Annotated in this window: 24 protein-coding genes and 1 tRNA gene; 7 read left to right on the top strand and 18 right to left on the bottom strand. The window is 71.8% G+C overall.

All coding sequences use genetic code 11. The features are described 5' to 3' along the window. Nucleotides 1-43: 43 nt before the first annotated feature. The 11 genes from prmC to ACZ49B_RS01245 form a co-directional block, all read right to left on the bottom strand. Nucleotides 44-889, bottom strand: coding sequence for a peptide chain release factor N(5)-glutamine methyltransferase (gene prmC, locus ACZ49B_RS01295; protein WP_365165823.1), 846 nt, complete (start codon nucleotides 887-889; stop codon nucleotides 44-46). Nucleotides 890-965: 76 nt separating this feature from the next. Next, nucleotides 966-2,045 (bottom strand): peptide chain release factor 1, encoded by a 1,080-nt coding sequence (prfA, locus tag ACZ49B_RS01290; RefSeq protein ID WP_468299287.1) that lies wholly within the window; start codon nucleotides 2,043-2,045, stop codon nucleotides 966-968. Between the two features lie 111 nt (nucleotides 2,046-2,156). Continuing rightward, a complete protein-coding gene (gene rpmE, locus ACZ49B_RS01285) occupies nucleotides 2,157-2,375 on the bottom strand; it encodes a 50S ribosomal protein L31 (RefSeq protein WP_030153765.1) in 219 nt (72 codons plus the stop codon). 183 nt (nucleotides 2,376-2,558) lie between these two features. Then, nucleotides 2,559-3,665: an LCP family protein gene (locus tag ACZ49B_RS01280; RefSeq protein ID WP_468299285.1), complete on the bottom strand. Its 1,107-nt coding sequence runs from the start codon at nucleotides 3,663-3,665 to the stop codon at nucleotides 2,559-2,561. Nucleotides 3,666-4,016: 351 nt separating this feature from the next. Further along, entirely contained in the window at nucleotides 4,017-6,113 is a 2,097-nt protein-coding gene (rho, locus tag ACZ49B_RS01275) for a transcription termination factor Rho (RefSeq protein ID WP_468299283.1), read from the bottom strand. A gap of 434 nt (nucleotides 6,114-6,547) precedes the next feature. After that, nucleotides 6,548-7,474 (bottom strand): homoserine kinase, encoded by a 927-nt coding sequence (thrB, locus tag ACZ49B_RS01270; RefSeq protein WP_468299281.1) that lies wholly within the window; start codon nucleotides 7,472-7,474, stop codon nucleotides 6,548-6,550. 321 nt (nucleotides 7,475-7,795) lie between these two features. Further along, nucleotides 7,796-8,866, bottom strand: a complete 1,071-nt coding sequence (gene thrC, locus ACZ49B_RS01265) for a threonine synthase (RefSeq protein ID WP_365922300.1) — start codon at nucleotides 8,864-8,866, stop codon at nucleotides 7,796-7,798. Between the two features lie 6 nt (nucleotides 8,867-8,872). Continuing rightward, nucleotides 8,873-10,162 (bottom strand): homoserine dehydrogenase, encoded by a 1,290-nt coding sequence (locus ACZ49B_RS01260; protein ID WP_468299845.1) that lies wholly within the window; start codon nucleotides 10,160-10,162, stop codon nucleotides 8,873-8,875. 160 nt (nucleotides 10,163-10,322) lie between these two features. Continuing rightward, nucleotides 10,323-11,714 carry a diaminopimelate decarboxylase gene (gene lysA, locus ACZ49B_RS01255; RefSeq protein WP_468299278.1) on the bottom strand — a complete coding sequence of 464 codons (1,392 nt, stop codon included), beginning with the start codon at nucleotides 11,712-11,714 and terminating at the stop codon, nucleotides 10,323-10,325. A 19-nt stretch (nucleotides 11,715-11,733) separates the two neighbouring features. Then, nucleotides 11,734-12,750, bottom strand: coding sequence for an ArgS-related anticodon-binding protein NrtL (gene nrtL / locus ACZ49B_RS01250; RefSeq protein ID WP_468299276.1), 1,017 nt, complete (start codon nucleotides 12,748-12,750; stop codon nucleotides 11,734-11,736). A 68-nt stretch (nucleotides 12,751-12,818) separates the two neighbouring features. Further along, entirely contained in the window at nucleotides 12,819-13,295 is a 477-nt protein-coding gene (locus tag ACZ49B_RS01245) for a response regulator (protein ID WP_468299843.1), read from the bottom strand. 99 nt (nucleotides 13,296-13,394) lie between these two features. Between ACZ49B_RS01245 and ACZ49B_RS01240 the strand changes: the two genes are divergently transcribed. The 3 genes from ACZ49B_RS01240 (at nucleotide 13,395) to ACZ49B_RS01230 (ending at nucleotide 15,774) form a co-directional block, all read left to right on the top strand. Continuing rightward, nucleotides 13,395-13,466 (top strand) — tRNA-Arg (locus tag ACZ49B_RS01240). A 188-nt stretch (nucleotides 13,467-13,654) separates the two neighbouring features. Beyond that, a complete protein-coding gene (locus ACZ49B_RS01235; RefSeq protein WP_468299274.1) occupies nucleotides 13,655-14,503 on the top strand; it encodes a tetratricopeptide repeat protein in 849 nt (282 codons plus the stop codon). Next, entirely contained in the window at nucleotides 14,500-15,774 is a 1,275-nt protein-coding gene (locus ACZ49B_RS01230) for a glycosyltransferase (protein WP_468299272.1), read from the top strand. The genes ACZ49B_RS01235 and ACZ49B_RS01230 overlap by 4 nt, the downstream gene beginning before the upstream one ends. Before the next feature lie 107 nt (nucleotides 15,775-15,881). Here the strand turns inward: ACZ49B_RS01230 and ACZ49B_RS01225 are convergent, their stop codons facing one another. Next, on the bottom strand, nucleotides 15,882-16,451 hold the full coding sequence (locus ACZ49B_RS01225) for a hypothetical protein (protein ID WP_468299270.1): 570 nt from the start codon (nucleotides 16,449-16,451) through the stop codon (nucleotides 15,882-15,884). Between the two features lie 326 nt (nucleotides 16,452-16,777). Then, nucleotides 16,778-18,058, bottom strand: coding sequence for an alpha/beta family hydrolase (locus tag ACZ49B_RS01220; RefSeq protein ID WP_468299268.1), 1,281 nt, complete (start codon nucleotides 18,056-18,058; stop codon nucleotides 16,778-16,780). A 273-nt stretch (nucleotides 18,059-18,331) separates the two neighbouring features. Between ACZ49B_RS01220 and ACZ49B_RS01215 the strand changes: the two genes are divergently transcribed. Continuing rightward, complete coding sequence (locus ACZ49B_RS01215; RefSeq protein ID WP_468299266.1) at nucleotides 18,332-19,312, top strand: XdhC family protein; 981 nt, start codon at nucleotides 18,332-18,334, stop codon at nucleotides 19,310-19,312. 53 nt (nucleotides 19,313-19,365) lie between these two features. On the opposite strand, the gene ACZ49B_RS01210 is transcribed toward ACZ49B_RS01215, so the two are convergent. Beyond that, nucleotides 19,366-19,689: a plasmid stabilization protein gene (locus ACZ49B_RS01210; RefSeq protein ID WP_468299264.1), complete on the bottom strand. Its 324-nt coding sequence runs from the start codon at nucleotides 19,687-19,689 to the stop codon at nucleotides 19,366-19,368. A gap of 141 nt (nucleotides 19,690-19,830) precedes the next feature. Here ACZ49B_RS01210 and ACZ49B_RS01205 point away from each other — a divergent pair, with 141 nt between their 5' ends. Then, entirely contained in the window at nucleotides 19,831-20,232 is a 402-nt protein-coding gene (locus tag ACZ49B_RS01205) for a DUF6479 family protein (RefSeq protein WP_468299262.1), read from the top strand. A 61-nt stretch (nucleotides 20,233-20,293) separates the two neighbouring features. On the opposite strand, the gene ACZ49B_RS01200 is transcribed toward ACZ49B_RS01205, so the two are convergent. Both ACZ49B_RS01200 and ligD read right to left on the bottom strand, forming a co-directional pair. Then, on the bottom strand, nucleotides 20,294-21,208 hold the full coding sequence (locus tag ACZ49B_RS01200; protein ID WP_468299841.1) for an ATP-dependent DNA ligase: 915 nt from the start codon (nucleotides 21,206-21,208) through the stop codon (nucleotides 20,294-20,296). Beyond that, nucleotides 21,208-22,107: a non-homologous end-joining DNA ligase gene (gene ligD / locus ACZ49B_RS01195; protein WP_468299260.1), complete on the bottom strand. Its 900-nt coding sequence runs from the start codon at nucleotides 22,105-22,107 to the stop codon at nucleotides 21,208-21,210. Before ligD ends, ACZ49B_RS01200 begins: the two co-directional genes overlap by 1 nt. Nucleotides 22,108-22,138: 31 nt before the next feature. On the opposite strand from ligD, the gene ku reads away from it, so the two are divergent. Further along, nucleotides 22,139-23,239, top strand: coding sequence for a non-homologous end joining protein Ku (ku, locus tag ACZ49B_RS01190; protein WP_468299258.1), 1,101 nt, complete (start codon nucleotides 22,139-22,141; stop codon nucleotides 23,237-23,239). 44 nt (nucleotides 23,240-23,283) lie between these two features. Here the strand turns inward: ku and ACZ49B_RS01185 are convergent, their stop codons facing one another. Further along, nucleotides 23,284-23,835 (bottom strand): PaaI family thioesterase, encoded by a 552-nt coding sequence (locus tag ACZ49B_RS01185; protein WP_468299256.1) that lies wholly within the window; start codon nucleotides 23,833-23,835, stop codon nucleotides 23,284-23,286. A gap of 92 nt (nucleotides 23,836-23,927) precedes the next feature. On the opposite strand from ACZ49B_RS01185, the gene ACZ49B_RS01180 reads away from it, so the two are divergent. After that, nucleotides 23,928-24,887 carry a GlxA family transcriptional regulator gene (locus tag ACZ49B_RS01180; RefSeq protein WP_468299254.1) on the top strand — a complete coding sequence of 320 codons (960 nt, stop codon included), beginning with the start codon at nucleotides 23,928-23,930 and terminating at the stop codon, nucleotides 24,885-24,887. Here the strand turns inward: ACZ49B_RS01180 and ACZ49B_RS01175 are convergent. Further along, on the bottom strand, nucleotides 24,884-25,747 hold the full coding sequence (locus ACZ49B_RS01175; protein WP_468299251.1) for a nuclease-related domain-containing protein: 864 nt from the start codon (nucleotides 25,745-25,747) through the stop codon (nucleotides 24,884-24,886). The genes ACZ49B_RS01180 and ACZ49B_RS01175 overlap by 4 nt on opposite strands. Between the last annotated feature and the right edge of the window lie 142 nt (nucleotides 25,748-25,889).

The raw sequence follows: 25,889 nt of genomic DNA, 5'->3' as shown, positions 1-25,889 counted from the left end.
GACTCCTCGTGCAGCAGGGGGGTGGAGGGGTGGGTCGCGCCCGTCACGGCAGGGCCTTGCGGGCGGTGGCGAAGCGCGGGCGGTTGTTCAGGTCGGGATGGTCGGCGGCGTCGGCCCAGCCGAGCTCCTCCGCGAAGATCCACGGAACCTGGCCGCCCTGGGTGTCGGCGTGCTCGACGACGACGATGCCGCCGGGCCGCAGGAGCCGGTGCGCGGTGCGCTCGATGCCGCGGATGGTGTCGAGGCCGTCCTCGCCGGAGAAGAGGGCCATCTCCGGGTCGTGGTCGCGGGCCTCGGGAGCCACGTACTCCCACTCGGTGAGCGGGATGTACGGCGGGTTCGAGATCACCAGGTCGACCTGGCCGTCCAGCTCGGGCAGCGCGCTCAGCGCGTCGCCCTGGTGGACGGTGACCCGGGAGCCCTCGGCGTTCTTGCGCGTCCACCGCAGGGCGTCCTCGGACAGCTCGACCGCGTGCACGCGCGAGCGCGGCACCTCCTGCGCCATGGCCAGCGCGATGGCGCCGGAGCCGGTGCACAGGTCCACGATCATCGGCTCGACCACGTCCATGGCCCGGACGGCGTGTATGGCCCAGTCCACGACCGACTCGGTCTCGGGCCGGGGCACGAAGACCCCGGGCCCGACCTGGAGCTCCAGGTACCGGAAGAACGCGCGGCCGGTGATGTGCTGGAGCGGCTCGCGCGCCTCGCGGCGGGCGACGGCCTCCCAGTAGCGGGCGTCGAAGTCCGCGTCCTTGACGTGGTGCAGTTCCCCCCGCTTGACGCCGTGCACGAAGGCCGCGAGCTCCTCCGCGTCGAAGCGCGGTGAGGGCACGCCGGCGGCGGCCAGCCGCTGGGTGGCCTGGGCCACCTCGGCAAGCAGCAAGTTCACGCTGGTCCTCCGGGCTGCTGTCGTACGGGGGTGGAGCGGGTGCCGGTATCGGCGGGTCGAGCAGGTCAGGCGGGGATCAGCGGGCGGAAGCCAGCTTGGCGGCCGAGTCCGCGTCGACGCAGGCCTGGATCATCGAATCGAGGTCGCCGTCGAGCACCTGGTCCAAGTTGTACGCCTTGAAGCCGGTCCGGTGGTCCGAGATCCGGTTTTCCGGGAAGTTGTACGTACGGATCTTCTCGGAGCGGTCCACCGAGCGCACCTGGCTGCGGCGCACGTCGGAGGCCTCCTGCTCGGCCGCTTCCTGGGCCGCGGCCAGCAGGCGCGACCGCAGGATGCGCATCGCCTGCTCCTTGTTCTGGAGCTGGCTCTTCTCGTTCTGGCAGGAGGCGACCACACCGGTCGGGACGTGCGTGATGCGCACGGCCGAGTCGGTGGTGTTGACGGACTGGCCGCCGGGGCCCGACGAGCGGTACACGTCGATGCGGAGGTCGTTCGGGTTGATCTCGACCTCGACCTCTTCGGCCTCCGGGGTGACGAGCACGCCGGCGGCGGAGGTGTGGATGCGGCCCTGCGACTCGGTGGCCGGAACGCGCTGGACGCGGTGCACACCGCCCTCGTACTTCATGCGGGCCCACACGCCCTGGCCGGGCTCGGTGGCACCGTTGCCGCCCTTGGTGCGGACGGAGACCTGGACGTCCTTGTAGCCGCCGAGCTCGGACTCGGTGGAGTCGATGATCTCGGTCTTCCAGCCCACGCGCTCGGCGTAGCGCAGGTACATGCGCAGCAGGTCGCCGGCGAACAGGGCGGACTCGTCGCCGCCCGCGCCCGCCTTGATCTCCAGGAGCACGTCCTTGTCGTCGCTGGGGTCGCGCGGGACGAGCAGCAGGCGGAGCTTCTCGGTGAGCTCCTCGCGCTGCGCGCTCAGTTCCTTCACCTCGGCCACGAAGTCGGGGTCGTCGGCCGCGAACTCCTTCGCCGTCTCGATGTCCTCGGCGGACTGCTTCCAGGCGCGGAAGGTCGCGACGATCGGGGTCAGCTCCGCATAGCGCTTGTTGAGCTTGCGCGCGTTGGCCTGATCCGAGTGGACCGAAGGGTCGGCGAGCTTCTTCTCAAGGTCGGCGTGCTCGCCGACCAGTTCCTCGACCGCCTCGAACATCGGGGGCTCCTGGGGTGAAAAGTACGAAAAAGGGCTGCGGGACGACAAAGGCGCCGGTCCGGCTGCCCCCGTGTGGACAGGGTGCAGCCGGGGTCCGGCGCCGGGGGCTCGCTACTTCGAGCCGGCAGCCTTGCCGAAGCGGGCCTCGAAGCGGGCGACACGGCCACCGGTGTCGAGGATCTTCTGCTTGCCCGTGTAGAACGGGTGGCACTCGGAGCAGACCTCGGCACGGATGGTGCCCTCGGTCAGGGTGCTACGGGTGGTGAACGACGCGCCACAGGTGCAGCTGACCTGGGTCTCGACGTACTCGGGGTGAACATCGCGCTTCAAGGTGTCTCCTAGATTCGGGAGGGCGCCGGGTCGCAGGAGCCGAATTGCGCACTGCGTGAACCGGGGCCGACAGACCAGTCTGCCAGGACCGGGCTGCCTGTCAAAATTCTGAGGACGCATCCCTCAACGGGGCGGGAGCGGCATCTATTCCGGGTTGTTGCAGAACGCCCCTGAGCAGGCTTTTTACGGCTGCTGGACGATCGCGCCGGCCGTTCCCTTGTCGCCCATCGAGTTGGCGGTGGCCTCGGCGGGGACCGGCTGGTCGGCCAGGAGCGCGCTCCAGACCAGCTGGCACTCCTTGGTCAGCGGGGCGACCCGGTCGGCGTCCCGGGCGTCCGGGCCCACGGGCAGGGTGATCATCTTCATGTTCTGGGCGTCGATGCCCTGGAGGCTCTGGGCGAAGCCCATGAGGGACTTCACGTCGCCGAGCGACTTGTCGGTGGTGAGCGCCTTCGTGCCGGTGTCGGCGAGGTCGAGCAGGCGCTTGGGGTTGTCGAAGATGCCGATGCCCCTGACCTGCTTGATCAGGGCCTTCATGAACGCCTGCTGGAGTTGTATTCGGCCCAGGTCGCTGCCGTCGCCGACGCTCTTGCGGGTCCGTACGAGGCCCAGGGCCTGCTCGCCGTTCAGCTTGTTGGGGCCGGCCGGGAGGTCGAGGTGGCTCGAGCCGTCCTTGATGGGCTTGGTGGTGGTGAGCTGGACGCCGCCGAGGTTGTCGATGATCTTCTTGAAGCCCGTGAAGTCGACCTCGATGTAGTGGTCCATGCGGATCCCCGACATCTTCTCGACGGTCTTGACCGCGCACGCGGCCCCGCCGATGGTGAACGACTCGTTGAACTGCGAGCGCGAGCTGCCGCGGTCGGTCTTGCCGTTGCCCAGCGTGCACGCCGGCCGGTTGACCATGGTGTCGCGCGGGATCGAGACGACGGTGGCCTGCTTGTGGCCCTCGTAGAGGTGGACGATCATCGCCGTGTCGGAGCGGGCCGAGCCGCCGTCGTCCCGGCCGTACTCGGAATTCGCCCCGCCGCGGGAGTCGGAGCCGAGGACGAGGATGTCCATCGAGCCGTTGTCCACGTTCTGCGGGCGGTCGGTGCCGAGCGCCTGGTCGATGTCGACCGTCTTCAGGTTCCCGTTCAGGTGGAAGTAGAACCAGCCGAGCCCCGCCCCGCCCAGGAGGACCACGCCGGCGGCGCTCCACGCGGCGATGACGAGGGCCTTGCGCCCCTTCGAGGGTTTCCGTCGGCGCCGGCCCGCGGCACGCCGGCCGCTGCCCCTGCTGTCCTCGCTCATGCTCTCCTCAGTCCTGAATGCGTTCCCGGCCGGATGTCCGGCCCAGTGGCCTCCCTGCACTGCCCGCTGACACAGACGGCCGAATGCCCTCCAGGGTTCCACGGCCTGCGCGGGTCCCGTACCAGGTGCCCTGCGGTGGGCTGGGCGGGAGGCGCGCGGCGTGGCGCCGCGCCCACCTGCGGTTTCCCGGGGGGACGCATGCCGCGCCCGCGAGGTTCACGAAAACCGCGAGTGTGGCGAAGCTCGCACCTGCGGAAAACCGGGAAAACACCCGAAAACAGGCTGAAAACACGGGGCCGCCCCCACCGCGTGTGCGGTGGGGGCGGCCTCGGTGATGCGGTGCGGCGACGGTCAGTCGTCGTTCTTGCCCGACGGGGTCGTCTTGGCGATCTGCATCAGGAACTCGGCGTTCGACTTCGTCTGCTTCATCTTGTCGAGCAGGAGCTCGATGGCCTGCTGCGAGTCGAGCGCGTGCAGCACCCGGCGCAGCTTCCAGACGATGGCGAGCTCCTCGCTGTTGAGGAGGATCTCCTCCTTGCGGGTGCCCGACGGGTCGACGTCGACGGCCGGGAAGATGCGCTTGTCGGCGAGCTTCCGGTCGAGCTTGAGCTCCATGTTGCCGGTGCCCTTGAACTCCTCGAAGATCACCTCGTCCATGCGCGAGCCGGTGTCGACCAGCGCGGTGGCCAGGATCGTCAGCGAGCCGCCGTCCTCGATGTTGCGCGCGGCACCGAAGAAGCGCTTCGGCGGGTACAGCGCGGTCGAGTCGACACCACCGGACAGGATGCGGCCGGAGGCGGGCGCCGCGAGGTTGTACGCGCGGCCCAGACGGGTGATGGAGTCCAGCAGGACGACCACGTCGTGACCCAGCTCGACGAGGCGCTTGGCGCGCTCGATGGCCAGCTCGGCGACGGTGGTGTGGTCCTCGGCCGGGCGGTCGAAGGTCGAGGAGATGACCTCGCCCTTGACCGACCGCTGCATGTCGGTGACCTCTTCCGGACGCTCGTCGACCAAGACGACCATCAGGTGGCACTCGGGGTTGTTCGTGGTGATCGCGTTGGCGATCGCCTGCATGATCATGGTCTTGCCGGTCTTCGGCGGGGCCACGATCAGGCCTCGCTGGCCCTTGCCGATCGGCGACACGAGGTCGATGATGCGGGTCGTCAGCACGCCCGGGTCGGTCTCCAGACGGAGCCGGTCCTGGGGGTACAGCGGGGTCAGCTTCTGGAACTCCGGTCGGCCGCGGCCGGATTCGGGCGCCATGCCGTTCACCGAGTCCAGGCGCACGAGGGCGTTGAACTTCTCGCGGCGCTCGCCGTCCTTGGGCTGGCGCACGGCACCGGTGGTGTGGTCGCCCTTGCGCAGACCCGCCTTGCGGACCTGGGCGAGGGAGACGTACACGTCGTTGGGGCCGGGCAGGTAGCCCGAGGTCCGGATGAACGCGTAGTTGTCGAGGATGTCCAGGATGCCCGCGACGGGGATCAGGACGTCGTCGTCGGCGACCTGCGGCTCGTTCGGCGCGAACTCGTCGCGGCCACGACGGCCACGGCGGTCGCGGTAGCGGCCGCGACGGCCGCGACGGCCGCCCTCGTCGTCGAAGTCGTCCTGCGGACCGTTGTCCTGGGGACCCTGACGGTCCTGACGGCCCTGCTGCTGGCGGTCCTGACGGCCGCCGCCCTGCTGCTGGCGGTCCTGGCGGTCCGCACGGCCGCCGCCCTGGCCGCCCTGACCCTGGCCCTGGGCGCCCTGGCCCTGGGCGCCCTGGCCCGGCTCGTCGGCCTTGGCACCGCGGTCACGGCGGTCGCGCTGGCGGTCGCCGCGCTCGGCACGGTCCCCGCGGTCGCGGCGCTCGCGCCGGCCACGGCCCTCGCCCTCCTGGGCGGGCGCGGAGACGGCGGTCGCGGCCTCGGCCTTGACCTCGGCCGGCGCGGTCGCGGTGGTGGTGGCGGTCTCGGTCTTCGCCTCGACCTGCACGGCGGCGGGGGCCGTGGCCTCCGGGCTGCCGGAGGGGGCCGTGGCCCGACGGCGGCGGCGCTCGCCGGCCGGGGCGTCGTCGGAGGCCGGCTGGCCCGGGATCTCGATCTGCGCCTGCGCGGCAGGCTTCTCGGCGGGCGCCTCGGCGGCGGCCTCACCCGTGCGGGCCTTGCTGGTGGCGCGGCGCTTCGGCTTGGCCTCGGCGGCGTCGGCGGCGGGAGCCGCGGCCTTGGGGGCACCACTGCCCGCCTGCGCCTCCTTGATGACCTCGATCAGCTGGCTCTTGCGCATCCGCGCGGTGCCCCTGATACCGAGGCCCGACGCGACCTGCTGCAGCTCGGCCAGGACCATGCCCTCGAGGCCGGTGCCGGAGCGGCGCCGCCGTCCGGCAGTGGTCGCCGCGGCGCCCGCGGCGGGGGCACTGGTGTCGACATTGGTGTCGGCAGCGCCCATCAGATCGGTGGTGTCGCTCACGAAGGGTCCTTCCCTGGAGCGGACGTCGGCCTGTCTGGCTCGGCGACCGGTTGTGCTGTCCGACAACGGGCCATGACTTGGTGGGTCGTGGACCGCGGCCGGGGCGGTGGTCCGCCGATAGAGATACGGCGGAGAGAAACGTGCATGGGTGGTTCCGGCGAGAAGCCCCCGAGCTGGAAGCGTGGGAATGTCACGCCGATTCCGGAGCGTGCTCGAAACTGCTGGAAGCGATCAAAGCAGTCGGGGAGGCTCCCGGAAGAAAGGTGGTCCCGGATGGGGACACTGAGCACCGAGCCATGGCGGCTTCGGCTGCACACTTGAGAGTAACACTACCGGATCCAACAGATATTCCCCCTCTCAATCACCGGCAATCGCGCCTTCCGCGCGGGCGGCCTGCCCTGACCGCCCGCCCCTGGCGGGTATGCCCATACGGCCTAGCCGCCCTGGGTGCCCAGCGGAAGTACGCTCGCGCCCGCGGCGTCGAGGGCGAGCCGGTTCGCCGCCCATCCCTCGCCCGCGAGCTGCGCGACCTTGTCGGCCGCGCCGTTGTCGACCAGCGCGAGGACCGTGGGGCCCGCGCCGGAGATGACCGCGGGGATGCCGTCCGCCCGCAGCCGGTTGACGAGTGCCACGCTCTCGGGCATCGCCGGGGACCGGTACTCCTGGTGGAGCCGGTCTTCGGTGGCCGGCAGCAGCAACTCGGGACGCCTGGTCAGGGCTTCGACGAGCAGGGCTGCACGACCTGCGTTCACGGCCGCGTCCACGTGCGGGACGTTGCGCGGCAGCAGGCCGCGCGCGGTCTCCGTCAGGACCGGCTTGGAGGGGACGAAGACCACCGGAACGATGGAATCGGCAGGCTCCATACGGATCGCCTTGGCGCTGCCGCCGTCCATCCAGGCGAGGGTGAAGCCGCCGAGGAGACAGGCGGCGACGTTGTCGGGGTGGCCCTCGATCTCGGTGGCGAGTTCGAGCAGGGCCGCGTCGTCGAGCTTGGCCTCTCCGCCTATGGTCACGGCGCGGGCGGCGACGATGCCGGCGCAGATGGCGGCCGAGGAGGACCCGAGGCCGCGGCCGTGCGGGATGCGGTTGGCGCAGACGACCTCGAGGCCGCGCGGCTGCCCGCCAAGCAGGTCGAAGGCGGTGCGCATGGAGCGTACGAGCAGGTGGCTCTCGTCCCGCGGGAGGGTGTCGGAGCCCTCGCCCGCGATGTCGATGTTCAGGCCGGAGTCGGCCACCCGGACGACTACGTCGTCGTAGAGCCCCAGGGCCAGGCCGAGGGCGTCGAAGCCCGGGCCGAGGTTGGCACTGCTGGCGGGGACGCGCACCCGTACGGCGGCGGCGCGGAACGCTGGACCGGCCATCGTCCGATGACACTCCTTGTGACTGTGCGAGACGAGATCTTCGCTGGCTCGCTGCGAATGTACTGGAGAACGTACGACACCCGAAGGCCCTCTGGGCAGCACCACGGTCATATGCGCGGTGGCGGATGTAAGTACAGCGTATCGAAGGAAGGTTCTCTCGCGACATAGGGCGCACAGGAGGCGCACGATGCGTGTCGGTGTCTTCCGGTGGATTCCGCTGGATGCCGTTGACTTTTGTGCCGTACGGCCTGAGTTGCCGGGTTCCGGAGGCTTTCCGGAACCCGGCGACTCAGGGTGTTGCCACGGGGTGGTCGGACCGGGTCAGACCAGGCCGAGGCGGACGGCCGCGGCTTCGGCGTCGACCGGGACGGTGACCGGCTGCGGGGCGCCGGCGACCGCCCAGTCGGGGTCCTTGAGTCCGTTTCCGGTGACGGTGCATACGATCTTCTGGCCGGGGTCGACCAGGCCGAGCTCCGCGGCCTTGAGCAGGCCGGCGACGGACGCGGCCGAGGCGGGCTCGACGAAGACGCCCTCCTGCGCGGCCAACAGGCGGTAGGCGGCCAGGATCTGGCGGTCCGTCACCTCGTCGATGAAGCCGCCCGACTCGTCGCGCGCGGCGAGCGCGTAGTCCCACGAGGCCGGGTTGCCGATGCGGATCGCGGTCGCGATGGTGTGCGGCTCCTTGACGACCTCGCCGCGCACGATGGGCGCGGAACCGGAAGCCTGGAAACCCCACACGCGGGGCGTACGGGAGGCCAGGCCGTCGGCCTTGTACTCCTTGAAGCCCTTCCAGTACGCGGTGATGTTGCCGGCGTTGCCGACGGGCAGCACGTGGATGTCGGGGGCGTCGCCGAGCGCGTCGACGATCTCGAACGCGGCGGTCTTCTGGCCCTCGATGCGCACCGGGTTGACGGAATTGACCAGCGCGACCGGGTAGTTGTCGGACAGCGCGCGGGCCAGGTCCAGGCAGTCGTCGAAGTTGCCGTCCACCTGGAGGATCTTGGCGCCGTGCACGAGGGCCTGGCCCATCTTGCCGAGCGCGATCTTGCCGCGGGGCACGAGGACGGCCGAGACCATCCCGGCCCGCACCGCGTACGCGGCGGCGGAGGCCGAGGTGTTGCCCGTGGAGGCGCAGATGACGGCCTTGGCGCCGTCCTCCTTGGCCTTGGTGATGGCCATGGTCATGCCGCGGTCCTTGAAGGACCCGGTGGGGTTCGCGCCCTCGACCTTCAGGTGCACCTCGCAGCCGGTGCGCTCGGAGAGCACCTGCGCGGGGACGAGGGGAGTGCCGCCCTCGCGGAGCGTGACCACGGGAGTCGCGTCCGTCACCGGCAGGCGGTCCCGGTACTCCTCGATGATGCCGCGCCACTGGTGGGTGCGATTGCTGCTCATGGGTCCTTACTCCCCTTCAACACGCATGATGCTGGCGACACCGCGGACGGTGTCCAGCTTCCGCAGCGCCTCGACGGTCCCGGAGAGGGCGGCGTCGGGTGCGCGGTGGGTGACGACGACGAGGGAGGCCTCGCCGTCCTTTCCCTGCTGGCGGACGGTGTCGATCGAGACACCGTGCTCCGCGAACGTCGTCGCCACCTGGGCGAGGACGCCCGGCTTGTCGGCCACATCGAGGCTGATGTGGTACCGCGTGACGACGTCGCCCATGGGGCTGACCGGCAGCTGGGTGTAGGCCGACTCGCCGGGCCCCGTTGCCTCGGCGAGCTTGTTGCGGCAGACGGCGACGAGGTCGCCCAGGACCGCCGAGGCGGTCGGCGAACCGCCCGCGCCGGGCCCGTAGAACATGAGCCGCCCGGCGGCCTCCGCCTCGACGAAGACCGCGTTGTACGCCTCGCGCACGGAGGCCAGCGGGTGGCTGAGCGGAATCATCGCCGGATGCACTCGAGCGGTGACGGACTGCCCGTCCGCGGCGCGCTCCAGGATCGCGAGGAGCTTGATGGTGCAGCCCATGCGCTTGGCGGAGGCGAAGTCCGCGGCGCTGACCTCGGTCATGCCCTCGCGGTAGACGTCGTCGAGGCGGACCCGGGTGTGGAAGGCGATGCCGGCCAGGATCGCGGCCTTGGCGGCGGCGTCGTAGCCCTCGACGTCGGCGGTCGGGTCGGCCTCGGCGTACCCGAGGGCGGTGGCCTCGTCGAGCGCCTCCTGGTACCCGGCGCCCGTGGAGTCCATCTTGTCGAGGATGAAGTTCGTCGTGCCGTTGACGATGCCCATCACCCGGTTGATCTTGTCGCCGGCGAGGGACTCGCGCATCGGGCGGACCAGCGGGATGGCGCCGGCGACGGCGGCCTCGTAGTACAGGTCCAGCCCGTGCTGCTCGGCCGCGGCGTGCAGGGCCGCGCCGTCCTGGGCGAGCAGCGCCTTGTTCGCCGAGACGACGGAGATGCCGTGCTCGAAGGCGGTGGTGATGAGGGTGCGGGCGGGCTCGATGCCGCCGATGACCTCGATGGCGACGTCGATGTCGCCGCGTTTGAGGAGGGCGGTCGCATCGGTGGTGACCAGCGCGGGGTCGATGCCCTCGCGCACCTTGGAGGGACGGCGCACGGCCACGCCGGCGAGCTCGACGGGCGCGCCGATCCTCTGCGTGAGGTCGTCGGCGTGCGTCGTCATGATGCGCGCCACCTCTGAGCCGACCACTCCACAGCCCAGCAGCGCCACCTTCAGCGGACGCGTACGCATCATTCGACCTACGCCTTTCGATCTTCCATCACCACCCGGTGCGCGGGTTGCGCGCCGGGTCTCAACCAGTCTCACTCAATGGACAGCACTTTCCATCCTCGGTCCATTGAGTGAGACACCTATTTTGGGGGTATGGGGCCTTCCCCCAGAAACAACCGGTTCATCCGAGGTCGAGACGCAGGAGATCTTCCTCCGTCTCGCGCCGGACGATCACTCGGGCCTCACCGTCGCGCACGGCCACGACGGGCGGCCGCAGCGCGTGGTTGTAGTTGCTGGCCATGGAGCGGCAGTACGCCCCGGTGGCGGGTACGGCGAGGAGGTCCCCCGGGGCCAGGTCGGCCGGCAGGAAGGCGTCCTTCACCACGATGTCACCGCTCTCGCAGTGCTTGCCGACGACGCGGACGAGCATGGGCTCGGCGTCGGAGACGCGGGAGACGAGGGTGACGGAGTACTCGGCGTCGTAGAGGGCGGTGCGGATGTTGTCGGACATGCCGCCGTCGACGGAGACGTACGTGCGCAGCCCCTCGAGCGGCTTGACGGTGCCCACCTCGTACAGCGTGAACGCGGTGGGCCCGACGATGGCCCGGCCGGGCTCGACGGAGATGCGGGGCGCGCGCAGCCCGGCGGACTCGCATTCGCGGGCGACGATCTCGTGCAGGGCCTTGGCGATCTCCTGGGGCTCGCGCGGGTCGTCGGAGGAGGTGTACGCGATGCCGAGGCCGCCGCCGAGGTCGATCTCGGGCAGCTCGACGCCGTGCTCGTCGCGTACGGCGGCCAGCAGCCGGACCACCCGCTTCGCGGACACCTCGAAGCCGGCCATGTCGAAGATCTGCGAGCCGATGTGGGAGTGGACGCCGAGCAGTTCGAGGCTGGCGTGCCCGAGCGCGCGCCGGACGGCCTCCGCCGCGGAACCGTCGGCGACGGCGATGCCGAACTTCTGGTCCTCGTGCGCGGTCGCGATGAACTCGTGCGTGTGCGCCTCGACGCCGACGGTCACGCGGATCTGGACGGGCTGGCGTACGCCGAGCTCGCGGGCGATGTGCGCGACTCGAGCGATCTCCTGGAAGGAGTCGAGCACGATGCGACCGACCCCGGCCTCGACGGCCCGGGTGATCTCCGCGACGGACTTGTTGTTGCCGTGGAAGGCGATCCGCTCGGCGGGCATCCCGGCGGCGAGTGCGGTGGCCAGCTCCCCGCCGGAACACACGTCGAGGTTCAGCCCCTCTTCCCGCAGCCACTTCACGACGGCCTTGGAGAGGAACGCCTTCCCGGCGTAGAAGACGTCGGCGTCCGGCCCGAAGGCGTGCGCCCAGGCCCGGCACCGGGCCCGGAAGTCCTCCTCGTCGAGGAAGTAGGCGGGCGTCCCGAACTCCTGGGCGAGGGTGGTGACGGGGACGCCGCCCACGGTCACGACACCGTCGGGGTTCCGTCCCACGGTCCGGGCCCAGACCTTCTCGTCGAGCGCGTTGAGGTCGGCGGGCGGCGGGGAGTAGTGCCCCTCGGGCAGGACGTCGGCGTGGCGGGGCCCGGCGGGGTGCGCGGAACGGCTCATCGGTCTCTCTCTTCGCAGATCACAGGCAGTCAGGTGCGTCTATGCCGAGCAGGGCCAGGCCACCGGCCAGCACCGTCCCGGCGGCTTCGGCAAGAGCCAGCCGGGCACGGTGGGCGGCCGAGGGTTTCTCGTCCCCCTCGGGCAGGACGCAGTACTGGAAATCGAGCAGCTCGTCGGCCAGCTCGACGAGGTGCCGGGTGAGCCGCTCGGGCGCGCGGTGGTGCGCGGCGGCCTCCAGGACGAGGTCGTGGTCGGCGAGGAGGCGCAGCAGGGCGGGCGCGTCGACGTCGCCCGGCTCCGGGTGGAAGCCCAGCTGATCGGCGTTCCGTACGAGGGCCCGGCTCCGCGCGTGGGCGTACCGGACGCGGAAGAACTCGCTGGCCTCGCCCTGTACGAGCAAGGTGTCGGAGAAGGCCGGGGTCTCCCGGGCGGGCACGGCGAGCATCGCCCAGTCGGCGGCGTCGCGGCCGTAGCGGGCGACGACGTCGCCGTCCCGCTTGGCCAGGGGTGCGACGGGCAGGTCCGCGGGCCGGTCCTCGGGCCGGTCCTCGGGCCGGTCGCACCCGGCGCCGCCCTGGGCGCACACGAGCCGCAGGACGCTGCGCCGTACGACGCGCTCGCGCAGCCCGGTCCCGGTCTCGTCGGCGAGGGGGGTCTCGTCGGCGGCGGCGAACATGGCCCCGCCCCGTACGTCCCGGATCACGAGGTCGCGGACGATGGCGTCCCGGACGACGGAGGGGGCGGAGGGGGGCGGCAGCACGAAGTTGAGGAACCCGGCTCCGGTGACCTCGACGTGCTCGATGCCCGGCTCCGCCCCGAGTCGGCGGGCCAGTACGTCCGCCACGTCCCGGGGCGGGCGTCCGGCCGTCTTGGCGACCTGGAAGGCGGCGGGGGTGGCGTAGTCGCCCACTCCACCGGGCCGGGTCCGCTCGACGACGACCCGCTCGGGCACGCCCGCCTCGGCGGGCAGCTCCCCCTCCTCGACGGCGCAGCGCACGGCGCGTACGACGGTACGGGAGAGGTCGGCGGGGGTCACGGGACCAGCCTAGGCGAGAAGCCCATCCATCCTGCGAAGGGTTTCGCCATGTGAACAGCCGACCGCCGCTACCCCCTCCCCCGCCCCGCGGGGGCTCCCTTCCGCTCGCGCCGGTCCTTGCGCTCGATGAGCCGGCGTACGACCCGCACGAGCTCGGCGGGCTCGAAGGGCTTGGCGAGGAACGCATCCACCCCGGCCTCGATCCCGGCCTCCACCTCGTACTGCGTACAGGCGCTCACGATGGCGACGGGCACGTGCCGCGTCCGCGGATCGGCGCGCAGCTGAGCGGCCGTCCCGAACCCGTCCAGCCGGGGCATGACCACATCCAGGGTGATCACGTCGGGGCACACGCGGTGCACGACGTCCAGACACTCGGCACCATCGTTCGCGGTCACTACCTCGAAGCCCTCCAGCTCGAGATTGACCTTGATCAGCTGCCGGATGACCTTGTTGTCGTCGACAACAAGCACCCGACCCGAGGCGCCTGGCACAACTCGAGAGTAGGTCCGCCTAAGCCCCCGCGTCCGGGTTTTTGCCACTTCCACCCCCTCCGGGCGACCCGCCTCCCCCTCCCCCGGAACTCGTTTCTGATCACCCCGGGGAAGCTGGTAGTGTTCAACCCGTCGCCGCAACGCGAACGACACGCCCCCGTAGCTCAGGGGATAGAGCAACGGCCTCCGGAGCCGTGTGCGCAGGTTCGAATCCTGCCGGGGGCACTTCGCAGGAAGTGCCCGAAGACCCCGCCATCAGCGGCAACGCTGAGAACGGGGTCTTTTTGCGTCTGCCGTCCTGCGGGCGCGCCCTGCGCCGTGGGTCGCGGGCTCCGTCCGGTGCGCGGTCGGCGGGGCTTCCGTGGGGCCGGTGCGGTGCGTTGACCCCTGCGTGGCCGCCCAGTCGGCGAGTGATGGGCCCAACCGCCTTATCGCAGAAGACAATTCGCGGAATGCATTTCGCCGAGCCCGTCCTTTCATGCGTACATTCGAGTGGTCTTGCATCCCAATTGCCTGCCACACGGCGGCATCACCCGGGCGGGCTCGTAACGTCGGCGGAAATGATGGGGGTTCGACCTTCGGCGCTGTCGGGGGTTGGTGCCCGCATCTCCGTCCCTCCCGATTCCACGAGATGTGACAGAGTGAAACGAAGGCGATGGTGGGCCGGAATCGCCGGCGTGGCTGCGGTTTCCGCAGGGGTGGCCGTCTGGGCGGTTCAGTCCCATTCGACAGCCGCCCCGGAATCCAAGAGCCCGTCGGTGAACCTGAAGGCCCAAGAGGCAAATGCACTGCTACAGGGCGCCCTTGTGCAGGAGAGCCAGCGCGACTCCGAAGGGGCGGCCCGTACCTTCCGGCGCGTGGTGGAGCTGGATCCCCGCAACAAGCTCGCCTGGTACAACCTGGGGGTCATCGCGCAGCAGGACGGCAAGAGGGCCGACGCCCTCGCGTCCTACGACAAGGCCCTGAAGATCGATCCGTCGTTCACGTCGGCCCTCTTCAACGAGGCGATCCTGCTGAAGCCGACCGAGCCCGACCGGGCCGCCGGACTCCTGAAGCGCGCCGTCGCCGCCGATCCGAAGGCGGCCACGGCCCATCTGCAACTCGGACACATCCTGGCGGACCAGGGCCGTTCCGACGAGGCCGGCGGCGCGTTCCGCCGGGCCGTCGCGGCCGATCCCTCACTCCGCTCCCAAGTACCGGAGCAGTTCCGGGAATTCGCAAGCCCCTCACCGACATCGACCCCAGCAGGGAGCACCAGATGACGTCGACCGCGACCCCGAGGTTCTCCGTTTTCACCCCCAGCCACCGGCCCCGTTTCCTCGACGAATGCCTGGCGACCCTGCAGGCGCAGACCTGTCCGGACTGGGAGTGGATCGTCCTGCTCAACAACGGCGCCCGCTGGCGGCCGGAGCAGCCCGACGAAAGGGTCCGCGTGGAGATCGCGGACGAGCTCCAGGGCGTCGGCGCCGCGAAGCGCAGGGCCTGCGAACTGGCCCGCGGCGAGATCCTCGTGGAACTCGACCACGACGACCTGCTGGCGAAGTCGTGTCTGGCGGAGCTCGCCACGGCGTTCGACGAAAACCCGGAAGCCGTCTTCGTCTACAGCAACACGGCGCAGATCACCGAGGACGGGGGCCGGGACGACTCGCGGTGGGACGAGGCCTGCGGCTGGCAGTACGAGGAGGTGGACGTCGACGGCCGCAAGCTCCTGCAGATCGTCTCCATGGCGCCGACCCCGCACAACGTCGCCTACATCTGGTACGCCCCCAACCACGTGCGGGCCTTCCGCAAGGACGCCTACGAGCAGGCCGGCGGATACGACGCCGCGCGCACGGTCCTGGACGACCAGGACCTGATGTGCCGCCTGTTCCACATCGGCGACTTCCACCACGTCAACCGCTGCCTGTACCTCCAGCGGGTCCACCCCGCGAACACCCAGAGCGACCCGGAGATCAACGCGCACATCCAGCGCGAGACGGTCGTCCTGTACGACAAGTACATCGAGGCGAACGCCCTCGCCTGGACCCATCGGCGCGGACTGCTCGCACTGGACCTCGGCGCGGCCCACCGCAAGCCCCCCGGCTACCTCGGCGTCGACCAGTACCCGGGGAAGGGCGTCGACATCGTCGCGACGCTGCCCGGGAAGCTGGACCTGCCCGACGGGTCCGTCGGCCTGATGCGGGCGGTGGACTTCCTCGAGCACGTGCCCGCGAAGGTGCCGCTGATCAACGAGATGTACCGGCTGCTGGCACCCGGCGGGATGCTCCTCACCATGACGCCCAGCTCGGACGGCCGCGGCGCCTACCAGGACCCGACCCACGTGGCGTACTACAACGAGAACTCGTTCTGGTACTACACGGACGACCAGTACCGCACCTTCGTGCCCAGCATCGAGGCCCGGTTCCAGTCTTCGCGGCTGGTCACGTACTTCCCGTCCGAATGGCACTCCAAGAACGACATCTCGTACGTCGTCGCCAACCTCATCGCGATGAAGGAAGGCGCCGCGCGGTGCGGCGGGCTGCTGCTGGTCTAGCCGTGCGCCACTGAAAAACGACGGTGCCCCGGGGCCGAGGCCCCGGGGCACCGTCGTTCCGTCTCCGGAAAAGCGGACGGCCGGTGTGGACCGCCGCTCACAGGGAGCTACGGCTGGTCGACGCACACCACGAAAGCGGTGACCGGCTGATTGGCCGTGATTGCGGCCGTCCACGCGTTGGGAGGGCTGCCGACGGGGCCGTTGAAGCGCACGTTGCCGCTGTCGGACTGGAATCCGCCGCCGGTGGCGAGGTCGCCGTTGTCGCACGTGGCGGTCGCCGTGCCTTGGGCACCGATGGCGAAGCGGACGTACGTGGTCACCGCGCCCGTCTCACCCGGGGTGCCCTGGAAGCCCTGGTTCCCCTGGAAGCCCTGGTTGCCCTGGAAGCCCTGGGGACCCTGGCTGCCCGTGCCCGGCACACCCTGGAAGCCCTGGGGGCCCTGGAAGCCCTGCGGGCCCTGGACACCCGGCCGGCCCGGGTGGCCCGGCCGGCCCTGCTTGCCCTGCGGGCCCTGCGGGCCACGGTTGCCGCCGTGGTCGCCGCCTGCGACGACGCCTGCCGGGCCGGGCAGTGCCACGGAGCTGTCGTTGGTGCCGGACCGGTGGATCGCGTCGGCGATGGCCGTCGTGGTCGGGACGACGTTGAGCGCGACGGCGAGCACGCCGGCCCCAACCATCGTGGCGGTCTTCAGGCGCGAAGTTCGGGTCGTTCGATGACTCAAGAGAATCTTCCTCACGAGCTTGGAGGGGTCACGCCCGAGCGCGCTTCTCTGTGCGCTCCATGTGAATGCGCGGCACCTCGCCTGTGGCTACGGACGAAGCCATTGTTGACTCTCGGCGAGCAATCGATCACACCCCGCCGCATGTCCCGGCGAGGATCACTCGCCCGGCCTCAATGCATTTCATTCGGGCCGGTTGGGCCTTTAGGGAATCGGGCGTGGAAATAACGCGGCAGCCCGATAGGAGAATTCCGCCTGCCCCGGGGCGAAATGCCGGGCCGTCATCAGCGCATGGGAGTTGTCGGCCGGTGGGTGGTGAACCACTGCTCGGCGAGGACCGAGACCTGGTGAAGGGCTCCCGGCTCCTCGAAGAGGTGGGTGGCACCCTCGACGATTTCCAGGCGGCTTTCGCAGCGGAGCCGGGCCTGCGCCTCACGGTTGAGGGTGAGGACCAGGGAGTCCTCCGAGCCGACCACGAGGAGGGTCGGGGCCCGGACCGCACCGAGGTGACGGCCCGCCAGGTCCGGGCGGCCGCCGCGGGAGACCACCGCGTAGACGGGTGAATCCGGGGACGCCGCCGCGGCAAGGGCGGCTGCTGCGCCCGTGCTCGCGCCGAAGTAGGCCACCGGGGCCGAGGTGCGGGTTCCGAGCCAGGCGGTGGCCTCGGCGAGGCGGGCGGCCAGGGTCTCGATGTCGAAGACGTTGGCTCGGTCCGCCCCCTCGGCCGGGGTGAGCAGGTCGAACAGCAGGGTGCCCAGGCCGGCCCGGTTCAGGCTCGTGGCCACCTGGCGGTTGCGGGGGCTGTGGCGGCTGCTGCCCGAGCCGTGCGCGAAGACGACCACCGCCTTCGCCGCCGGGGGGAGGGTGAGGTCGCCGGGGAGGCTCAGCCCTGCCGCGGAGACCGAGACGTCCTCCGTCGTGGCGGGTGGTTGCCGGACGGCCTGGGTGAGGAGGGAGACGACCTCCTCGTCCGGGGTCTGGGAGAAGTCCCGGTACCACTGGCCGACCGCGGAGAAGCCCGGCGGCGTGGAGAGGCAGACCACCTCGTCGGCCACCGCGGCCACCCGCGCCAGCGCGTCAGGCGGTGCCACCGGGGCCGCCATGACGACCCGGGTCGCGCCCTGTGCCCGTACGACCTGGCAGGCGGCCGCCGCAGTGGCGCCGGTCGCGATGCCGTCGTCCACCACGATCACCGTCCGGCCGTGGAGGTCCTGCTGCGGCCGCCCCGCGCGGTAGCGGGCGGCCCGGCGGGTGAGCTCCGACTGCTCCGCCTGCTCGACGGCGGCGATGTCCTGCGGGCTGAGCCGGCCGCGGCGGACGATGTCGTCGCTGATCACGCGTACGCCGCCTTCCCCGATGGCGCCGAACGCCAACTCGGGCTGGTACGGCACCCCGAGCTTGCGGACGACGATCACGTCGAGGGGGGCGCCGAGGGCGTGCGCCACGTGGAAGGCCACCGGGACCCCGCCCCGGGGCAGCCCCAGGACGACGGGCGCGTCCGCCGCGTACGTCCGCAGCGCCGTGCCGAGTCGCCGTCCTGCGTCGTCGCGGTCTGTGAAGAGCATTCCGGGTCATCCCCAACGTTCTCTGCCGTACTTCGAAACAACGCCTCCCGGCGCCCGCGTGCAAGTCGGGGCCCGGCGGCCCGCGGTCCGGTGCCGGTCCGGTGCCGGTCCGGTGGCCGGTCCGGTGGTCTGTACGAGGGAGGTGGGTCCGGGTCTGTGGGTTTTGAGGGATGGGTAGGGGTGGGCTGCGTGCGTAGGTTGGCCGTGAGGCCGCATTGCGCCGCTGACCTGGTGCTTTGGGGCGGGCTCTGACGACGAGGATGGGGCAGCGCGATGCGTGAGCTGGTGGAGACGGCGCGGCGGTGGGTGGCCGAGGGGCGGTCCGGGTTCCTGGCCCGGCCGGTGGCCGAGCAGGGGTTCGGGCCGCGGGATCCCGCCGGGGCGCTGCTCGTCGATGCGCGGGGCGAGTGCGTCGGGGCCCTGTACCGCGGGGTCTTCGACGCCGAGCTGGTGGCGGAGGCCGGAGCCATGGCCGCCGGGGCCACCGCCCGGGTGTGCGACGTCTCGGTGGGGGCCGACGACGCGGTCGACGCGAAGCTGACCTGTGGCGGGCGGGCCGAGATCCTGTTGCAGCCGCTGACGGCCGTGCCCGCCGAGTGGTGGGAGCTGCTCGGGGAGGGGGTCGGCGTGGCCCTCGTGACCCGGCTCGACGAGCAGGCCGGGCAGGCCGTGAGCGAGGTCGTACGAGCCGTCGACGCGCCCTCCAACGACGCCGAGCGGCGGGCCGGCGAGCTGCTGGCCACGCGCCGGCCGGGCCGGGACGCGTTGTACGGGGAGCACGGGCTGGTGTTCGTGGAGGCGTACCCGTCCGCGCCGTACGTCGTCATCGGCGGGGGCGGCGAGCTCGCCGAGATCATCGAGGCGCAGGCCCTGCTGCTCGGGTGGGGCGCCGGGCTCGTCGGCTCGGTCGCGGAGGCGGAGAAGCTGCTGGCCGCGCGCCGGGACGCCGCCTGCCTGGTGATGCTGAGCCACGACCCGGAGTTCGACGTGCCGACGGTACGCAGCGCGCTCGCGCTCGGCATCCCGTACGTCGGCGCCCTCGGGTCCCGCAGGACCACCGCGCGGCGGCGCGAGGGACTGATCGCCTCAGGTGTGTCCGAGGCCGACGTGGCGCGGGTGCACGGGCCGATCGGGCTGGACCTGGGGGCCCGGACACCCGCGGAGACGGCGCTGGCCATCTGCGCGGAGATCCTGGCCGTGCTCGGGGGCCACGAGGTCCGGGCGCTGCGGGATTCCGACGGGCCGCTGCGCTAGGGGAGCTGCGCTGGGGACCGGACCGCCGGACCGCCCCGGGGCACGGCCGGGTCTCAGGTGCCGAGGGCGCGCTTGAGCTGCGTCTTGTTCATGTCGGAGCGGCCGCGGATGTTGCGGCGCCTGGCCTCCGCGTAGAGCTGTTCGTACGTCGGCCCCTGCGCGCCCGAGTGGGAGTGCAGGCCGCCGCGCCGGCCGGAGGACATGTCCTCCAGCGACAGCTTGCTCGCGGTCTCGGACTCGCCGGCCCGGGCCCGTTCCTTGTTGACGGTCCGGGCGGCGATCTCCTCGGCCCGCTTCTCGGGTACGCCGCGCTCCTCGGCGCTCTCCTTGATGTGCTCGTACTGGCGTTCTCGCTTGGGTGAAGATCCGCGGGGCATTTCGGGCTCCTTCCGGGCACCTCTCGGGGCGGCCGCCACTACGCCTGCCCCTGATCCGGCACGGTAGTCGCACGGTACGCGGATCGGAGGATCTTCCCGGCTTTCGGGTGAAACCGGCACCAATGCGGGAAAATAGTACGTATGGAAATGACCCTGAGTCTGGACCAGACGCTGACCCACATCGCGTGGTTCCTGCTCGTCGGGATCGTCGTGGTCGGCTTCCTGCTCGGCGCCTTCAAGCTGGGCCAGCGGGTCCGGGCCAAGGAGCCCCCGCCGCCGACCGCCGAGAGCCAGCCCCACCTGCCGGACGGCGGCGCGGTCCACGAGGTCCGCGAGGAGCGCGAGAGCGTGGAGATCCCCGAAGGCGGCCTGCGCCCGCACGAGATGCAGGGCTACGGGAACTTCGGCTCCACCACGCACAGCCATCAGGAAGACGCCCGGGCGGAGCGGGAGGCGGGGTACCGGAACCCGCCGCAGTACCCGGGGCCGCAACAGCCCCCGCACGGCGAGCCTCCGGTGTACAAGCCGAGCGGGAACGCCTGACCTGCTCCGACGCGTCATGCCCCCCTCTGACCTGCGCCACCCGCGGCGCAGGTCAGAGGTGTCAGAGGTCCGTCCGCAGCCGGAGCACCTCCGGCGGCGGGTGCCGGGCGGTCGAGGGGTGCCGGACCTCCGCCGTCAGCGGCGGGTCGAGCGGGCGGAACGGGATCTCGCCGAGTCCGATCGCGGTGACCGTGGCTCCGCCCTGCGGGCCCGCCGCCCGGGCGGCCCCGGCGGGCGGGGCTTCGCGCGAGGCCAGCGCCGCCGCCACGTCCGCGCGCAGCGAGGCCGTCAGCGGGCTCGACACCAGCGGGGTCTCGTCCCCGACCGGCAGCACCAGGACCAGCGCGAGGGGGCGGCGCGGGGTGCCGGTGTAGCCGACCACCGCCGCGTCCCGCACCTCCGTGTGCCGGAGCTTCTGCCAGCCGCGCCGGCCCGCCGGGTACGTCTGGTCGAGCCGTTTGACGACCAGGCCCTCGATCCCGCTGGCGGGCAGGGTCTCGTACCAGGTGGCGGCCAGTTCCGGGTCGGTCGTCATCGGGACCGGCTGCAGCGGCGGGCCCAGCGGGAGCAGCAGGTCGACCAGGAGCGCGCGGCGCCGCTCGTACGTGCGTCCGCGCAGGTCCAGCCCGGCCAGTTCCAGCACGTCGAACGCCGCGTACGAGGCCGGCAGGCTCTGGGCGAGTACGGCGGCCCGCGCGGCGGTGGCCGCAGCACGCCGCTGGACGAGGGCGAAGTCCGTACGGCCCGCGTGCCAGACCACCACCTCTCCGTCGAGGACCGTTCCGGCGGGCAACTGCTGGGCTGCGGCGGCCAGATCGGGGAAGGCGGCGGTCACGATGCGGCCGGAGCGCGCCTGCAGCACCACGTCCTCTGCGGTGCGCACCACCACGAGGCGGTGGCCGTCGAACTTCGGCTCGTACGCCAGGCCCGCCCCGCGCGGCAGGGTCCGGACGGTGGCGGCGAGGGCGACGCGGATCACGGCCGGGCCTTCTTCGGCAGCCGGTGGGCCCGCTCGGGGTCGGTCAGCGGCCCGAACAGGTCTCCGTCGCGCTCGAGCCGGGGCGGGATGTCGTCGGCGAGGAACACGAGGTCGGAGGGGGTGCGGCAGGCCGCGACCTCCTCCCAGGAAACGGGGGCGGAGACGGTCTGCCGGGCCCGCGCCCGCAGCGTGTAGGGGGCGGCGGTGGTCTTGGCGGCGGCGTTCTGGCTGTGGTCGACGAAGACCTTGCCGGGGCGCAGGGCCTTGGCCATGCGGTGCAGGACGAGGTCGGGGAGCTCGCGTTCGGCCTCCTGGGCGAGGCCCTTCGCGTACGCCGACACGAGGTCGGACGGGGTCGGCTCCAGGGGGACGGCCAGGTGCAGGCCCTTGGAACCGGAGGTCTTGGCGTACGCGTACAGGCCGTCGGCGGCGAGGCGCTCGCGCAGCCAGAGGGCGACGAAGCAGCACTCGACGACGGTGGCGGGCGCGCCGGGGTCGAGGTCGATGATCAGCCGGTCGGCGACGGCCGGGCTGCCCGCCGGCCACTGGGGGGTGTGGAACTCGACGACGAGGTTGGCGGCCCACATGAGGGAGGGCAGGTCCGCGATGACCACCTGTACGGCGGAGAGGTCCTCCGAGCGGGGCACCGGGGTGGATTTCACCCAGGCGGGTGTGCCGGGCGGCGGATTCTTCGTGAAGAAGAGCTGGCCGTCCGGGCCGTCGGGATAGCGCAGGAACGACACCGGCCGGTTGTGGATGTGGGCCAGCAGCGAACCCGCGACGGTGGCGTAGTAGTGCAGCACCTCGCCCTTGGTGAAACCGGTCTCGGGGTACAGGACCTTGTCGAGGTTGGAGAGCGGGATGCGACGCCCCTCCACCATGGTGATCGGCGTCATACGATGAGATTGCCACGAAACGGGAGGAACCGTGCGATCCATCTGGAACGGGGCGATCTCCTTCGGCTTGGTCAGCATTCCGATCAAGCTGGTGAACGCCACCGAGAGCCACTCGATCTCCTTTCGCCAGATTCACCTGAGCGACGGCGGGCGCATCCGCTACCGCAAGGTGTGCGAGCTGGACGGGGAGGAGGTGGCGACGGCCGAGATCGGCAAGGGGTACGAGGAGGCGGACGGGTCGATCATCCCGATCACGGACGAGGACTTGGCGCAGCTGCCGATCGCGACGGCGAAGACGATCGAGATCGTGTCGTTCGTGCCGGCGGACGAGATCGATCCGCTGCAGATGGACGCGGCGTACTACCTCGCGGCGAACGGGCCCACGGCTGCGAAGCCGTACACGCTGCTGCGGGAGGCGCTGAAGCGGAGCCGGCGGGTCGCGGTCGCCAAGTACGCGCTGCGGGGGCGGGAGCGGCTGGGCATGCTGCGGGTCGTCGACGATGTGATCGCGATGCACGGGCTGCTCTGGCCGGACGAGATCCGGGCGCCTGAGGGGGTGGCTCCGGAGGGCAAGGTCTCGGTGCGGGAGGCCGAGCTGGACCTGGCGGACGCCCTGATGGCGACGTTGGGTGAGGTGGAGATGTCCTCGCTGACGGACGAGTACCGGGAGGCTGTGGAGGCGATGATCTCCGCCAAGTCGGAGGGGGCGTTCGAGCCGCCGACGGAGGCGGAGGTGGAGCCGGCCGGGAAGGTCATCGACCTGATGGCGGCGCTGGAGAAGAGCGTGCGGGCGGCGAAGGAGTCCCGGGGGGAGACCGGGCCCGAGGCCGCGGAGGTCACGCCGATCCGGCGAAGCGGTGGGAGCCGGAAGACGGCCGCCTCCGCGCCGAAGGCGGTGGGCGGGAAGAAGTCGACGGCCGCGACGAAGAAGACGGCGGCCTCCGGAGCGAAGAAGACGGCGTCGACCAAGTCGACCTCCAAGTCGGCCTCGGCCAAGTCCACGACGGCCAAGTCGACGGCCAAGTCGACGGCCACCAAGTCCACCGCCAAGTCCACGTCGAAGGCGGCTTCGGCGAAGAAGACGGCCGCGGCGGCGAAGAAGGCGTCCCCGCGCAAGCGGGCTTCGGCCTGAGGGGGCGGGGGCCGGGGGGGCGAGGGGCGAGGGGGGCGAAGCCCCTACGGCCGCAGGATCACGCAGGTGGTCGTGCCGTGTGCGTACAGCTTGCCGTCCTCGGCGCCGACCACCCGCGCTTCGGCCGTGGCGGTGGTCCGCCCCACGTGCAGGGCGGTCCCTTCGCACCGCAGCGTGGGCGTCTGCGCCAGCACCGGGCGGATCATGTGCACGCCCAGCTGCACGGTCGTGTACGTGGTCGCCGCCGGGAGGCGGCTCATCACGGCCGAGCCGAGCGCCGAGTCGAGGAGCGTGGCGAGGAAGCCGCCGTGCACCGTGCCCATCGGGTTGAGGAGGTGGTCGCCCGGATCCCCCTCGAAGACGACGGAGCCCTCCTCGACCTGCGTCAGCCGGAAGCCCAGGGTGCTCATGATCGAGGCCTCGGGAAGGGTGCCCTCGAGGCAGGCCTGGAGGATCTCCAGGCCGCTCATGTTCAGGATCTCGGGGGTGAGTTCGGGCCGGGAGTGCCAGGTGTGGGTGCGGGAGCGGTCGCCGACGGGGGCGGTGCCGGTGGCGGCGGCCGTGGCCGTCGCGTACGAGGTCTGGGGCGTGGTCATGATCCGACCCTAGGCGCGCCGGGCCCGCAGCGGGAGTGTCGGATCCGGCGCTTGGCACACCGATTGCGACACCCGTCCGCTAGCGTGGAACGGTGAAAACCGCCGTCCTGGTCCTCGACGGGGCGTTCGACTCCGGCGTCTCGGCCGTCCTCGACGTCCTGCACACGGCCAATGCCCTGCGCGGCCGGCTGCCCGGTGCCCCGCCGCCCGCCTTCGACATCCGTACCGTCGGCATCCGGAGCACGGTCCGCACCGGCCTCGGCCACCGCATCGACACGGAGCCCGCCCGTACCGCCGAGGACGCCGACCTGCTCGTCGTGCCCGCCCTCATGGAGCGCCGGCCCGAGGCCCTGGTGGAGACCGTGGCATCCGCGGGGCACCGCACCGCGCGCCGGCTGCTCGTCGAGGCCCGCGAACGGCGGACTCCGCTCGCCACCTCGTGCACCGGCACGTTCCTGCTGGCCGAATCCGGCGTGCTCGACGGCCGGCGCGCCACCACCAGCTGGTGGCTCGCCCCGGTCTTCCGGGACCGCTACCGCAAGGTCACCGTGGACGAGACCCGGATGGTCACCACCTCGGACGGGATCACCACCGCCGGCGCCGCCTTCGGCCACCTCGACCTCGCGCTGGCGATCGTCGGGATGCGCAGCCCTGCCCTCGCCGACCTCGTACGGCACTACCTCGTGGTCGACGACCGGGCCTCGCAGGCCGCGTACGCCATCCCCAGCGCGCTCGCCGCGTACGACCCGCTCGTGGCCGCGTTCGAGAGCTGGGTACGGGCCCGTATCGCGGAGCCGTTGTCTGTCGCCGACGCGGCCCGCGATCTGGGGGTCAGCGAGCGCACCCTCCAGCGCACGGTCGCCCGTACGCTCGGCTGCACGCCGATCCGGCTGGTGCAGGACCTGCGGGTGGAGCAGGCCGAGCACCTGCTGCGCACCACAGGGCTGCCGCAGGCGGCGGTCGCCCGCCGGGTCGGGTACGAGAGCCCCGGCGCCCTGCGGGCGCTGCTGCGCCGCCGGCAGGGCGAGGGCCCGCGCGCGCTGCGTGCCTAAGGGGCGCCCGGTGCCTGGCGCCTACGGGTCGTGAACGACCGCGACCGGGGCCGGTGTGCGAGCGCGGGGAGCCAGGTGCGGGCGTCGCGGGCCTGGGTGAAGAGGGCTTCGATGTCCGGGGGTTTGAGGGTGGTCGGGGCCGCGGCGAGGTGCGCCGCGGTCGTCGCCGGTTCGAGGATGCGGATGTCGCGGACCGTCGGGGCCACCTCGATGCGGGAGGCGTCGACCAGTGCCAGCGCCGGGAGAACCGGCGCCGCCAGGGCCCGGGTGGCCGCGGCGGCGGCACGGCGGATCCAGCGCGGGTCCGGGCGCGGCTCGGCGCGGCCCACCGTCAGCAGCAGGTCGCCGACGGCCGCGCGCTGCCGGCGCCCGGGGAGCGTACGGATGCAGAAGATCCCCGCCGGACCTATGAGCAGGTGGTCGATGCGGCCCAGCCCCGGGAGCGGCACGCTGTGCACGACCCGCCAGTCGTCCGGATCGAGGGAGTCCAGGAGGTCGCCCATGCGCTGCTGGGCCGTCAGGTCCTGGCGGAGCCGGTGCCGGGCCCGGCTGCCCGCCGAGCCGTGTTCCAGTTCGCCCAGCAGGGCTTCGCCGGGGCGGTTCGGGGCCAGGTCCTCATCCGGCGGGAGGGAGAGTCTGCGCAGGTCCGCGGGCGAGGGCACCGGCGGCGGGCCGACCGTGTACGGGCCGGCCAGGTACGGGCGCAACGCCGACACGACCGCCTCGCGGTGCTGGTCGGCGAGCACGCTGATCCGGTTGGTCTGCCGGTCGTACCAGGCCACCGCCTGGCCGTCGGGCAGGTTGACGTAGAGCCGGCCGCGGCCGGGGCGGCCGCTCGGCAGCACCTTGAGTCCCCGCATGGACCTCACCCCCCGCCGTACATGGGAGCAGCCCGGGCGCCTCGCGGCAATCCCCCGGTGGAGTTCTCGGTCATGTAACAGCACCTGCGGGAGTCTGCCGGGTTCCTGTTACATGCTCATCGCCGTACTGACACAGCGGGCT

This window comes from Streptomyces sp. NPDC031132 (assembly GCF_055570595.1).
This window is presented reverse-complemented; position numbering and strand designations above follow the sequence as displayed.